Genomic DNA, 13,529 nt, shown 5'->3' on the forward strand with positions numbered 1-13,529 from the left:
GGCCAGGCTCTAGGATCACTGCCATCGAAGTGTGGTGGTGGAGCTTGGCATGCCTGCATGGCGCAATATCAGTTTATGGATGGACCAGCTGGACGAGCCGCTGCTGGCACGCGCGTCCCTGGAGCAGGACCTGGACGTCAACGTGGCCATCATCGGCGCCGGCTACACCGGGCTCTGGACCGCGTATTACCTGAAGCGCCAGGCGCCCGAGCTGAAAATCGCAATCATCGAGGCGCAAACCGCCGGGTTCGGTGCCTCGGGCCGTAACGGCGGCTGGCTGATGGGCAACCTGCTGGGAGAGGACCGCCTGTTGGCCGGCCTGACCCCGGAACAGCGCCGGGCCTCGTTCGACCTGCTGCACGCCATCCCCGACGAAGTCGCGCAAGTGATCGAGCGCGAAGGCATTGACTGCGACTACCGCAAGGGTGGTGTGCTGTATTGCGCCGCGCGCTACCCCGAACAGGAAGCCACCCTGCGTGCGTACCTGGCCAAACTTCACAGCCAGGGCCTGACCGACGACGATTACCGTTGGCTTGGCCCGCAACAACTGGCCGAGCAGATCCGTATCGCCAAGCCTTATGGCGGCATCTATGCACCCCACGTTGCCACGATTCACCCGGCCAAGCTGGTGCGCGGCCTGGCGCGGTTGGTGGAGCGGATGGGCGTCAAGATCTACGAAAACAGTCCCGTCACCCATTGGCAGTCCGGCAGCCTGCGCACGGACAAAGCCTCGGTGCGCGCCTCCTGGGTGGTGCCGGCGGTGGAAGGGTATGCCACCACGCTGGCTCCGCTGGGGCGCTATCAGTTGCCGGTGCAAAGCCTGATCGTTGCCACCGAGCCGTTGCCGGCCAGCACTTGGGACGAGATCGGCCTGAATCGTGGCCAGGCGTTCGGCGAGAGCAGCCGGCAAGTGACTTACGGCCAGCGTTCGGCGGACAACCGCCTGGTGTTCGGCGCTCGCGGGGGTTATCAGTTTGCCGGCAAGTTGCGACACAACTTCGATCTCACCGACAGCGAAGTCGAACTGCGTCGCTACCTGTTCAGCGAACTGTTCCCGCAGCTCAAGAAAGTCCGGATCACCCACGCCTGGGGCGGCAACCTGGGCATGTCCCGGCGCTTCAAGCCGCACATGCTCTGCGATCACGCGGCAGGCATCGCCCTGGCCGGTGGTTACGGCGGCGAGGGCGTAGGCGCCAGCAACCTCGGTGGCCGCACCCTGGCGGACTTGATCCTGGGGCTCGATACGCCGTTGGTTCGCCAGCCATGGGTGATTCAGCCGGGCCGGCTGGACGGGCTCAAGGCCTGGGAACCGGAACCCTGCCGCTGGCTGGGCTACAACGCGATCATCCGCAGTTTTGTGCATGAGGACCAGGTGTTGGCCAACCCCAATACCGCCCCGTGGCGCCGCAAACTGGCCAGCGGGGTTGCCGGGTTCATGGAAGGTTTCATGCACTAAGTCGTTTCAATCACCACAGGTATGAACATGAGCATTACCCAGTTCAAAGACACACTCAGCGCCCATTTGCCGGACTCCTCGCCCGTCGCCGTGCCACTGGGCACACCAGTCGCGGTGGCCTCGACCTTGAGCGTGGAACGTAGCGACGGCGTCGAAACCGGCATCTGGGAATGCACGCCCGGGCGCTGGCGCCGGCAGATCAAAGCCCAGGAGTTTTGCCACTTCATCCAGGGACGCTGCACCTTCACCCCCGACAACGGGGAAATGCTCCACATAGAAGCCGGCGACGCACTGATGTTGCCGGCCAACAGCACCGGTATCTGGGATATCCAGGAAACCGTGCGCAAGACCTATGTATTGATCCTCTGATTCTTTGATCTTTGATCGCCTGCCATAAAAACAGCCCTAAAACCGCCAGGAAATCGAACCATGAGACCCATTGCCCTGTTGCCGCTGGTATTCGTCGCCACCCTCAGCCAAGCCGCCGAGACGGTGAAGATCTACAACTGGTCGGACTATATCGCCCCCGACACCACCAGGAACTTCCAGAAAGAAACCGGCATCGGTTTCACCTACGACGTGTACGACAGCAACGAAACCCTCGACGGCAAGTTGATGACCGGCAAATCCGGCTATGACGTGGTGTTCCCCTCCAACCACTTCATGGCCCGGCAGATCCAGGGCGGGGCGCTGAAGAAACTCGACAAGAGCCAGTTGCCCAACTGGAAAAACCTCAACCCGGTGCTGCTCAAGGCCCTGGAAAACAACGACCCGGGCAACGCCCACGGCTTCCCGTACCTGTGGGGCAGCACCGGTATCGGCTACAACATCGACAAGGTCAAGGCGGTACTCGGCGACAACGCCCCAGTGGATTCCTGGGACCTGATCTTCAAGCCCGAGAACATGCAAAAACTGCAGAAGTGTGGCGTCGCCATCCTCGACAACGGCCCGGAGCTGCTGCCGGCGGCGCTCAATTATCTGGGCCTGCCGCACCACAGCAAGAAGGCGGAAGACTACAAAAAGGCCGAGGACCTGCTGATGAAAGTGCGGCCATACGTGGCGTATTTCCATTCCTCGAAATACACCGCCGACCTGGCCAATGGTGACATCTGCGTGGCCGTCGGCTTCTCCGGCGACATCCTCCAGGCCGAAAGCCGCGCCAAGGAAGCCAAGAATGGCGTGAATATCGGCTACAACATTCCCAAGGAAGGCGCCGCCATCTGGTTCGACATGGTCGCCATGCCCGCCGATGCCCCGGATGAAAAAGCCGGCTATGCCTTCATGAACTACCTGCTGCGCCCGGAAGTGATGGCCAGCATCACCAACTACGTGCACTACGCCAACGGCAATGCCGCGGCGGACAGCCTGGTGGACCCGGCAATCAAGAGCGACACCAAGGTGTACCCAAGTCCGGAAATGATGGGCAAGTTGTTCGCACTGGAAGCAATGCCACTGAACATCGACCGGATTCGTACGCGGGTGTGGAACACCATTCGTACCGGGCGTTGATGATCGTTCCCACGCTCCGCGTGGGAATGCATCCTGTGACGCTCCGCGTCACGACTTCAAAAGCGCATGCGGAGCGTCCAGGGCGGCGTTCCCACGCCGCGGAATCAAGGATTCTCCAAGTCATGCCCCAACGACTGGATAAACAACGAAAACAACTCCGGCTGCGACGAGATATCCAGCTTGGCATACAGGTGCCGGCGGTGAACCTTGACCGTATCCGGCGAGATATTCAGCCGTTCGGCCATGGCTTTTGACGAAAACCCACGCAACACCAATCGCGCTATTTCCAGTTCCCGCTCCGACAACACGCCACAGCCGAAATGACTCAACGCGTCCCGTATCTGGCTGGCCATTTCCGCCGGCGCGGCCACTCGCTGGGTGCTCTGCTGCCAATGCTGCTGCATCAACGGCAACACCCAGGCCGCGAGCATGGTCATCAACCCCGTTTCCTCGCCGGTAAACAACCGCTGCATCCCCAACGACAGCGATAACGTCCCCGCACCCGGCAATTGCAGGATGAATTGCACCTCGTCTTCCAGCACGTTGTCGTGGAAGTAATTGAGGAAGTATTCACTCTGGCGAAAATGATCCGGCGCCACTTCCTCAAGGCGGTACACGCCACTGGCATACCCCTCGCGACACGCCTGGAAAAACGGGTCCAACAGGTACAAGCCATTCAGATAAACCAGCATCGACGCCGGTTTGCTGCTCGGTTGTGCGTCGTATTCTTCCAGCGCTTCGGGCGGGCCATCGGCGGGGTAGAAGATCGCCAGGGCATTGTCGAAGGGCAGGCATTGGTGCAGCAACAGCACCAGTTGCTTCCAGAAACGCCCGGTGCCGATCTGTGCGACGGTACGCCCCAGGCCCGCGTGCATGCCGACTTCCCTGAACAGGCTCATGTGCAGCTCCACGCTAAGGATTCAGGCCGCAAGGGTTCGACTTTTGCCCGGCGGCGTCAAGGGGAGTACTCCAATAGGGGAATTGGCCGATCTACACAGAGTGTTTAAGTTGGCCGTCAGTCAGTGGGGAACATACCCTGCGCCGCTTCACCTTTTCGTTTCTGCCTCAAACCAAGAACAATCAAGAGGATAACGATATGAGTGCTCCTTCCACGCCCGACGGCGTGCTGAAACCCACCCTGAGCGTATTCGATGTAGTGGCCATCACCGTCTCGGCGGTCACCCCGGCCAGTTCAGTGTTCGTGATTGCGCCGTTTGCCATCCAGCAGACCGGCAGCGGGGTGTTCCTGGCCTTTGTGATGGCCGCCTTGCTCGCGCTGATGTTCGCCTTTTGCTACGCCGAACTCGGGCGTGCCCACAACAGCGCCGGCGGCGAATACGTGTATGCCAAGCGGGTGTTCGGCGGCATGGCCGGCTACGCGACGTTCCTCACGGTACTGGTGATGCTGCTGTTTATCCCGCCGGTACTGGCCACCGGGGCGGCGACTTACCTGAATAACGCCCTCGGCACCCAATTCGATTCGCAAACCGTGGCCCTGGTGATTGTGGTGTGCAGCTACGCCCTGGGCATCCTCAATATCAAGCTGAATGCCTGGATCACCGGCACCTGCCTGCTGCTGGAAGTGGCGGCGTTGCTGGTGATCGTGTTTATCGGCTTTGGCAACCCGGTGCAGCCGGTCAGCGTGCTGTTGCAACCGCAAATCGTCGAGAACGGCGTGCTGCACCTGGCGCCCTGGGCGCTGGTCATCGGCGCGGTGGGCATCGGCCTGTTCTCGTTCAATGGCTACGGTCCCGCCGTATTGCTGGCCGAAGACATGAAGTGCGGCGGCAGGGGCGTGCACAAGGCAGTGTTGTGGTCCCTGGGCCTGGTGGTGGTCATCGAGCTGGTGCCGATCACCGCCTTGCTGATCGGTGCGCCATCCCTCAGCGCGATGATCAGCAGCCCCGACCCGATCGGCTACCTGCTGACCAGCCACGGCAACGAAACCCTGTCGCGGCTGGTCAGCGCCGGGATCTTCCTGTCGGTATTCAACGCCATCGTCGCCATCGTCATCCAGATTGGCCGGGTGGTGTTCAGCAGCGGCCGCGATGCGCTGTGGACACCCACCATCAACAAACTCTTCACCCGGATTCATCCACGCTGGGATTCCCCGTGGTTGGCTACGCTGTTCCTGGCGGTCCCTTCGGCATTGCTCAGCTTCAGCTCCAACCTGGCGGACCTGACGTCTTTCAGCGTGCTGCTGATCATGCTGGTGTACCTGATCGTGGCGTTGAGCGCGTTGATGAGCCGGGTGTTGCTGCGTGACCGCGAGCACCCGTATCGCATGCCGTTGTGGCCGGTGCCGGCCTTGCTGGCGGTGCTGGGCGCCGGCTACCTGTTGGTGACCCTGGCGATTGCCGCCTCGGTTCGCGACATCATGATTATCATCGGCCTGTTGGCACTGTCGGTGATCCTGTATTGCATCAGTGGCCGGTTGAGTCCGGCGTTTCAGAAATTGTAAGGAGTGGTTATGCGTGCACGTCAATTGGGCATCACCTTGGGACTGGGTACGCCCGGTGAGTTGAATGCCATCACCGACGTTCCAGGGGTTCGGGTCGGCCACAGTACGATCAAGAGCCGCATCGACGGCAAACAGGTACGTACCGGCGTGACGGCGATCCAGCCCCGGGCCGGTGCCGCGCGGTATCAGCCATGTTTTGCCGGCTACCACGTGCTCAACGGCAATGGCGACGCCACGGGCCTTGAGTGGATCAGCGAATCGGGGTTGCTGACCACGCCGCTGGCGATCACCAACACCCACAGCATCGGGATTGTGCGCGACACGCTGATCGCCCTGGAGCGCGAAAGCCTTGAAGACCCTGCCGTGTACTGGTGCATGCCGGTGGTGATGGAAACCTACGACGGCTTGCTCAACGATATCTGGGGCCAGCACGTCGGCCCGGAGCATGTGCGCGAGGCGCTGGCCAACGCCGAATCCGGGCCGGTGGCGGAGGGCGCCGTGGGCGGCGGCACCGGGATGATCTGCCATGAGTTCAAGGGGGGCATCGGTACCGCGTCACGGCGCTTGCCGGCGGAGCAGGGTGGCTGGACCGTCGGTGTGCTGGTGCAGGCCAACCATGGCAAGCGCCAGGAACTGCGCGTGGATGGTTACCCGGTAGGCCGGCAATTGATGGACATCCCGTCACCCTTTGCCGATCGCGGCACACCCGGCATGGGCTCCATCGTGGTGATCATCGCCACCGATGCGCCGTTGCTGCCCCATCAATGCCAGCGCCTGGCACAACGCGCGTCCATCGGGATTGCGCGCACGGGTGGCGGTACCGAGGACTCCAGCGGGGACCTGTTCCTGGCGTTCGCCACCGGCAATCAGGATTTGCCGGTGGCCGACTACGGGCGCAAGGGCTCGCCCCTCAGCACAGCCCTGCAAATGGTCAATAACGACCACATTTCACCGCTGTTCAGCGCGGCGGCGGAGGCCGTGGAAGAGGCGATCATTAATGCCATAGTGGCCGGCGAAGACATGACCACCGACCAGGGTGTGCGGGTGCCCGCGCTGGATGCCCACACACTCCTGCAGGCATTGCGCCAAACCGGCTGGCGCGGCCAGTAAGTAAACTAAGTCTTGTCCCGGTAATACGGGACAAACACTTAAATAGTGGCTATTCAATACTAACAATGACACGGTGACACTTTCTTAGTGCACCTCAGTCAATACTTTGGATCCATTCGTGGCTAAATGTCTTTAGGAGTATTTAATATTTAAATAGCTGGATTTTAATAACGCGCTATTTACCAGTGTTTGCAGGTTTTGTTCACCGGCCCAACTTTATCCTTGGATAAAAACCGCTGGACGAATGATTTCAGGTTGTGTCAGTTTTCTTTCGCCTTCAAAAGGGGCGAGTGATCGGACTTACTCGCCAGAGTGGGTCCGGTCGGACAAAAACTGTTCCACTTGCAAACAAGGAAGTACGTTTATGTCAAAAGTAAAAGACAAAGCTATTGTGTCGGCGGCTCAAGCAAGTACCGCTTACACCCAGATCGATAGCTTTAGCCATCAATACGACCGCGGTGGCAACCTCACGGTCAATGGCAAACCGTCGTTCACCGTTGACCAGGCCGCCGACCACCTGCTGCGTGAGAACGCCGCGTACCGGGACGTGGATGGCAACGGCAAGATCGATCTCACCTACACCTTCCTGACTTCGGCTTCGAACGCGACCATGAACAAGCATGGGATCACCGGGTTCAGCCAGTTCAACACCCAGCAGAAAGCACAGGCCGTACTGGCCATGCAATCCTGGGCCGATGTGGCCAATGTCACCTTCACCGAGAAAGCCTCGGGCGGTGACTTCCACATGACCTTCGGCAACTACAGCGGCGGCCAGGACGGCGCAGCGGCCTTTGCCTACCTGCCAGGCACCAACGCCAAGTACAACGAAAGCGGCCTTGACGGCACTTCCTGGTACCTGACGAACAACAGCTACACGCCGAACAAGACCCCGGACCTGAACAACTATGGCCGGCAGACCCTGACCCACGAAATCGGCCACACCCTGGGCCTGGACCACCCTGGCGACTACAACGCCGGGACCGGCAACCCTTCGTACAAAGACGCGGACTATGGACAGGACACGCGTGGCTACAGCGTCATGAGTTACTGGAGCGAGAGCAACACCAACCAGAACTTCAGCAAAGGCGGGGTAGAAGCCTACTCGTCCGGCCCGCTGATCGACGACATCGCCGCGATCCAGAAGCTCTACGGCGCCAACTACAACACCCGTGCCGGTGACACCACCTATGGCTTCAACTCCAACACCGGGCGTGATTTCCTCAGCGCCACTTCATCGGCCGACAAGCTGGTGTTCTCGGTGTGGGACGGTGGCGGCAACGACACCCTGGACTTCTCCGGTTTTACCCAGAACCAGAAGATCAACCTCAATGAAACCTCGTTCTCCGACGTTGGCGGCCTGGTGGGCAACGTTTCCATCGCCAAGGGTGTGACCGTGGAGAACGCCATCGGCGGTTCGGGCAACGACCTGCTGATCGGTAACGCAGCCGCCAACGTCCTCAAGGGCGGTGCCGGCAACGACATCATCTTCGGCGGCGGCGGTGCAGACCAGCTGTGGGGCGGCTCAGGCAACGACACCTTCGTGTTCGGCGCCAGCTCCGACTCCAAGCCGGGTGCGGCCGACAAGATCTTCGACTTCACCTCGGGTTCCGACAAGATCGACCTCACCGGCATCACCAAAGGTGCAGGCCTGACCTTCGTCAACGCGTTTACCGGTCATGCCGGCGACGCGGTGCTGTCCTACGCTTCGGGTACCAACCTGGGCACATTGGCCGTGGACTTCTCCGGGCACGGCGTGGCGGATTTCCTCGTCACCACCGTTGGCCAGGCAGCCGTCAGCGACATCGTGGCCTGATACACGCGTAAAGGAGGGTGGCGCACACGCGCCGCCCTCTGCCCTTGCATCCACCCCATGAACGGGCGAAGGTGATGACGCTATTTCGCAGTACCGTGGCCTGGAGTTTCCAGGTGTTGCTTATGTCGGCAGGAGCCACAGCAATGGCAAGCAGTCTGGTTTTACCTACTTCCGCGCAGTTGGCCGGGCATTGGGCGCTGCATCAGCAAGAGCAGGTGTGCGCACTGGACTTGATTGAGCAGGCTAACGCGTTAGGGGGCGATGTGGAGTGCGCCGGACAATGGCTGGGGGAACCCCCCGTTAGTTGGACGCCTACTCCCGATGGTATTTGGCTGATGAATGCCGAAGGCACCGGCATAACCCATTTGAATCGCCAGAAAGAAGGCGAATATGAAGGTCGCGCAAAAACCGGCGCGGTATTGATATTGCAACGTGCACCGTAATAGTTCGTTATAACGATATAACCCGATTTTAATGTTTGCCCGCCCCTTATTGGGGCGCTCGGTAAACTATTGCGCGTCATTCGGCTCAGGGAAGATCAGGCAACATGGCGAAGACCACTCCCGTTGCACCACTGTTCAAGGCACTCGGCGACTACAAAAGTATTCTGATCAGTATTGGCTGTTTCACGGCATTGATTAACGTATTGATGTTGGTGCCGTCGATTTATATGTTGCAAGTCTACGACCGCGTACTGTCTTCACAGAACGAAACCACCCTGGTGATGTTGACGCTGATGGTGGTGGGGTTCTTCGCCTTTATCGGTGTGCTGGAGGTGATCCGCAGCTTTATCGTGATTCGCATCGGCAGCCAGCTGGAGCGGCGTTTCAACCTGCGGGTCTACAAGGCCGCTTTCGAGCGCAACCTGCAACGGGGCGAAGGCCATGGCGGGCAATCCCTGGGGGACCTGACCCACATCCGCCAATTCATCACCGGGCCTGCGCTGTTCGCGTTTTTCGACGCGCCGTGGTTTCCGATCTATCTGTTCGTGATTTTCCTGTTCAACGTGTGGCTGGGTGTCCTGGCCAGCGCCGGTGCAGTGCTGCTGATTGCCCTGGCGTGCCTTAACGAATACCTGACCAAAAAGCCCCTGGGTGAAGCCAGCGGGTTTTCCCAGCAATCCACCCAGTTGGCCACCAGCCACCTGCACAACGCCGAAACCATCCAGGCGATGGGCATGCTCGGCGCTTTGCGCAAGCGCTGGTTCAAGGTGCATTCGCAGTTTCTGGGCTTGCAGAACAAGGCCAGCGACACCGGTTCGATCATCAGTTCCCTGAGCAAATCCCTGCGCCTGTGCCTGCAATCGTTGGTGCTCGGCCTGGGGGCGTTGCTGGTGATCAAGGGCGACATGACGGCGGGGATGATGATCGCCGGTTCGATCCTGATGGGTCGGGTGTTGAGCCCCATCGACCAGTTGATTGCCGTGTGGAAGCAATGGAGTTCGGCCAAGCTGGCCTACCAGCGCCTGGACAACCTGATGCGCGAGTTTCCGCCCCAGGGCGAGCAGATGGCCTTGCCGGCGCCCAAGGGCAATGTGAGTTTCGAGCAAGTCAGCGCAGGCCCGCCGGGGCGACGTGTGCCGACCTTGCATCAAGTCAGCTTCAACCTGACTGCGGGCGAAGTGCTCGGCGTGCTGGGTGCTTCCGGCTCCGGCAAATCAACCCTGGCCCGCGTGCTCGTGGGCGTATGGCCAACCCTGGCAGGCACCGTGCGCCTGGACGGAGCCGACATTCACCGCTGGGACCGCGACGACCTCGGACCGCATATCGGTTATCTGCCCCAGGACATCGAACTGTTCAGCGGCAGCATCGCCGACAACATCGCGCGCTTTCGCGAAGCCGACCCGGATTTAGTGGTGCAGGCCGCCCAACAGGCAGGTGTGCACGAATTGATCCTGCGCTTGCCCCACGGCTACGACACCGTGCTCGGTGACGAGGGCAGCGGCCTGTCCGGTGGACAGAAACAACGGGTCGCCCTGGCCCGCGCGCTGTACGGCGGGCCACGCCTGATCGTGCTCGACGAGCCCAACTCCAACCTCGACACCGTGGGTGAAGCCGCCCTGGCCAGCGCGATCATGCAGATGAAAGCCCAGGGCAGCACGGTGGTGCTGGTGACTCACCGTTCCTCGGCGTTGGCCCCGGCCGACAAGCTGCTGGTGCTGAACGAAGGTCGTTTGCAGGCATTTGGTCCGAGCCAGGACGTGCTGCGCGCACTGTCCGGCCAGCAGGAAGCACCACGAGAAAAGGCCGGGGTCAGCCTCAGCCGTCAGTATCAAGCCGGAAGGAATCCAGGCGCATGAGCAGCGACAGCAGCATTCAAATCAACCGCGATTACGAACAGACCCATCCCGAGCACGACGCGCGTTTCTTCGCCCGCATGGGCTGGCTGCTGACGGTGGTCGGCGCCGGCGGGTTTTTCCTCTGGGCCAGTCTGGCGCCGCTGGACCAGGGGATCCCGGTACAAGGCACGGTGGTGGTATCGGGCAAGCGCAAGGCGGTGCAAACCCTGAGCCCCGGCGTGGTCAGCCGGATCCTGGTGCGTGAAGGCGAAGCGGTGAAACAGGGCCAGCCGCTGTTCCGTCTCGACCAGACGCAGAACCAGGCCGACGTGCACTCCCTGCAAGCCCAGTACCGCATGGCCTGGGCCAGCGTGGCACGGTGGCAGAGCGAGCGGGATAACCAGTCGACGATCACCTTTCCGCCCGAGCTGAGCGGCAACCCGGATCAAGCCCTGGCACTGGTCCTCGAAGGCCAGCGTCAACTGTTCAGTAGCCGCCGCGAAGCCTTTGCCCGGGAACAGGCCGGGATTCGCGCCAGTATCGAAGGCGCCACCGCGCAACTGAACGGCATGCGCCGCGCCCGCAGTGACCTGACCGCCCAGGCGCAATCCCTGCGTGACCAGTTGAACAACCTGCAACCCCTGGCCGACAACGGCTACATCCCGCGCAACCGGCTGATGGAGTACCAGCGCCAGTTATCCCAGGTGCAACAGGACCTGGCGCAGAACACCGGCGAAAGCGGGCGGGTGGAGCAGGGCATCCTCGAATCGCGCCTCAAGTTGCAGCAGCACAGCGAGGAGTACCAGAAGGAAGTGCGCAGCCAACTGGCCGACGCGCAGCTGCGCAGCCTGACCCTGGAGCAACAATTGACCTCCGCCGGTTTCGACCTGCAGCACAGCGAGATCAACGCGCCCGCCGATGGCATCGCGGTCAACCTGGGCGTGCACACCGAAGGCGCCGTGGTGCGTGCCGGTGAAACCCTGCTGGAAATCGTGCCCCAGGACACCCGCCTGGAAGTCGAAGGGCGCCTGCCAGTGCACCTGGTGGACAAGGTCGGTGCGCACTTGCCGGTGGACATTCTCTTCACCGCCTTCAATCAGAGCCGCACGCCGCGGGTGCCGGGGGAGGTGAGCCTGATCTCCGCCGACCAGATGCTCGACGAAAAAACCGGCATGCCTTACTACGTGCTGCGCACCACCGTCAGCAGCAGCGCCCTGGAGAAACTCCATGGCCTGGTGATCAAGCCGGGGATGCCCGCCGAGATGTTCATCCGCACCGGCGAGCGCTCCTTGCTCAATTACCTGTTCAAGCCGCTGCTGGACCGCGCCGGCTCGGCATTGACCGAGGAATGAGCATGAAGCCGATGTTCATCGCCTTGCTGCTCGCCTGCGGCAGCGCCCAGGCCGCCATGGGCCCGTTCGATGTCTACGAACAGGCCCTGCGCAACGACCCGGTATTCCTCGGCGCCATCAAGGAACGCGACGCCGGCCTGGAAAACCGCACCATCGGCCGCGCCGGCCTGCTGCCCAAGCTCTCGTACAACTACAACAAGGGCCGCAACAACTCCCAGGCCACCTTGCCCGACGGGCGCGGCGGCAATTATCACGATGACCGCAACTACAACAGCTATGGCTCCACGTTCACCCTGCAACAGCCGCTGTTCGACTACGAAGCCTATGCCAACTACCGCAAGGGCGTGGCCCAGGCACTGTTTGCCGACGAGAGTTTCCGCGACAAGAGCCAGGCGCTGCTGGTGCGGGTGCTGACCTATTACACCCAGGCGTTGTTTGCCCAGGACCAGATCGACATTGCCCGCGCCAAGAAAAAGGCCTACGAGCAGCAGTTCCAGCAGAACCAGCATCTGTTCCAGCAGGGTGAGGGCACCCGCACCGACATCCTGGAAGCCGAGTCGCGTTATGAGCTGGCGACTGCCGAGGAAATCCAGGCGCTGGATGAACAGGACGCCTCGCTGCGCGAACTCGGGGCGCTGATTGGCGTGCAGAGCGTCAACATCAACGACCTGGCGCCGCTGAACCCGAAGTTTGCCGCCTTCACCCTGACCCCGGCCAATTACGACACCTGGCACGAACTGGCGCTGACCAACAACCCCAACCTGGCCTCGCAACGCCAGTCCGTGGAAGTGGCGCGTTATGAAGTGGAGCGCAACCGTTCGGGGCACCTGCCACGCATCACGGCGTATGCCAGCTCGCGCCAGCAGGAATCCGACAGCGGCAACACCTACAACCAGCGCTACGACACCAACACCATCGGCATCGAAGTCAGCATGCCGTTGTATGCCGGTGGCGGCGTTTCGGCTTCCACCCGCCAGGCCAGCCGCGCCATGGAGCAGGCCGAGTACGAACTGGAAGGCAAGACCCGCGAGACCCTGATCGAACTGCGACGCCAGTTCAGTGCTTGCCTGTCGGGCGTCAGCAAGTTGCGGGCGTATCAAAAGGCGCTGACTTCGGCTGAAGCGCTGGTGGTCTCGACCAAGCAAAGCATCCTCGGGGGCGAGCGGGTCAACCTCGATGCGCTGAACGCCGAGCAGCAGTTGTACAGCACCCGTCGCGACCTGGCCCAGGCACGGTACGACTACCTGATGGCCTGGACCAAATTGCATTACTACGCGGGCAACTTGCGTGACACCGACCTGGCCAAGGTGGACGAGGCGTTTGGTCCTGAGAGCCGCTGATGCCTGGACGAGTGGTACTTGGTGCAAGGGAGCTTTGGTGGCATGGGCGCTTGTTTTGGCAAGGGAGCTTTCTGTGGCAAGGGCGCTTGTTGTGGCGAGGGAGCTTGCTCCCGCTGGGCTGCGTAGCGGCCCCAAGATCTTGGGAGCGCTGCGCACTCCAGCGGGAGCAAGCTCCCTCGCCACAGGTATTTCAACAATAAGAAAAGGGAC

General features: G+C 61.4%; 11 protein-coding genes. 10 read left to right on the forward strand and 1 reads right to left on the reverse strand.

Going from position 1 to position 13,529, the window contains the following annotated elements:
* Window positions 1–49 precede the first annotated feature (49 nt).
* Genes ACIOMR_RS16940 through ACIOMR_RS16950 form a run of 3 tightly spaced genes read left to right on the forward strand, consistent with a single transcriptional unit; the run spans window position 50 to window position 2,965 of the window.
* Entirely contained in the window at window positions 50–1,456 is a 1,407-nt protein-coding gene (locus ACIOMR_RS16940; protein ID WP_401195344.1) for an NAD(P)/FAD-dependent oxidoreductase, read from the forward strand.
* A gap of 27 nt (window positions 1,457–1,483) precedes the next feature.
* Entirely contained in the window at window positions 1,484–1,825 is a 342-nt protein-coding gene (locus tag ACIOMR_RS16945; RefSeq protein WP_003217122.1) for a cupin domain-containing protein, read from the forward strand.
* 60 nt (window positions 1,826–1,885) lie between these two features.
* Complete coding sequence (locus ACIOMR_RS16950; protein ID WP_003217120.1) at window positions 1,886–2,965, forward strand: polyamine ABC transporter substrate-binding protein; 1,080 nt, start codon at window positions 1,886–1,888, stop codon at window positions 2,963–2,965.
* A gap of 104 nt (window positions 2,966–3,069) precedes the next feature.
* Here the strand turns inward: ACIOMR_RS16950 and ACIOMR_RS16955 are convergent, their stop codons facing one another.
* Window positions 3,070–3,864: a helix-turn-helix transcriptional regulator gene (locus ACIOMR_RS16955; RefSeq protein ID WP_008433783.1), complete on the reverse strand. Its 795-nt coding sequence runs from the start codon at window positions 3,862–3,864 to the stop codon at window positions 3,070–3,072.
* A 197-nt stretch (window positions 3,865–4,061) separates the two neighbouring features.
* On the opposite strand from ACIOMR_RS16955, the gene ACIOMR_RS16960 reads away from it, so the two are divergent.
* From ACIOMR_RS16960 to ACIOMR_RS16990, 7 genes are all read left to right on the forward strand, one after another.
* Window positions 4,062–5,426 (forward strand): APC family permease, encoded by a 1,365-nt coding sequence (locus tag ACIOMR_RS16960; protein ID WP_401195348.1) that lies wholly within the window; start codon window positions 4,062–4,064, stop codon window positions 5,424–5,426.
* 9 nt (window positions 5,427–5,435) lie between these two features.
* Window positions 5,436–6,536 (forward strand): P1 family peptidase, encoded by a 1,101-nt coding sequence (locus ACIOMR_RS16965; RefSeq protein WP_177051675.1) that lies wholly within the window; start codon window positions 5,436–5,438, stop codon window positions 6,534–6,536.
* A gap of 364 nt (window positions 6,537–6,900) precedes the next feature.
* Window positions 6,901–8,349 (forward strand): serralysin family metalloprotease, encoded by a 1,449-nt coding sequence (locus ACIOMR_RS16970; protein ID WP_003217113.1) that lies wholly within the window; start codon window positions 6,901–6,903, stop codon window positions 8,347–8,349.
* 74 nt (window positions 8,350–8,423) lie between these two features.
* Window positions 8,424–8,792 (forward strand): AprI/Inh family metalloprotease inhibitor, encoded by a 369-nt coding sequence (locus ACIOMR_RS16975; RefSeq protein ID WP_401195352.1) that lies wholly within the window; start codon window positions 8,424–8,426, stop codon window positions 8,790–8,792.
* Window positions 8,793–8,896: 104 nt separating this feature from the next.
* On the forward strand, window positions 8,897–10,648 hold the full coding sequence (locus ACIOMR_RS16980) for a type I secretion system permease/ATPase (protein WP_401195355.1): 1,752 nt from the start codon (window positions 8,897–8,899) through the stop codon (window positions 10,646–10,648).
* Window positions 10,645–11,979, forward strand: a complete 1,335-nt coding sequence (locus ACIOMR_RS16985; RefSeq protein ID WP_134326661.1) for an HlyD family type I secretion periplasmic adaptor subunit — start codon at window positions 10,645–10,647, stop codon at window positions 11,977–11,979. Before ACIOMR_RS16980 ends, ACIOMR_RS16985 begins: the two co-directional genes overlap by 4 nt.
* Before the next feature lie 2 nt (window positions 11,980–11,981).
* The gene (locus tag ACIOMR_RS16990; protein ID WP_177051680.1) at window positions 11,982–13,319 is read left to right on the forward strand and encodes a TolC family outer membrane protein; all 1,338 of its coding nucleotides are present in this window, start codon (window positions 11,982–11,984) and stop codon (window positions 13,317–13,319) included.
* Window positions 13,320–13,529: the final 210 nt, after the last annotated feature.

It is taken from the genome of Pseudomonas sp. NPDC087814 (genome assembly GCF_044742865.1).
Lineage (GTDB): Bacteria > Pseudomonadota > Gammaproteobacteria > Pseudomonadales > Pseudomonadaceae > Aquipseudomonas.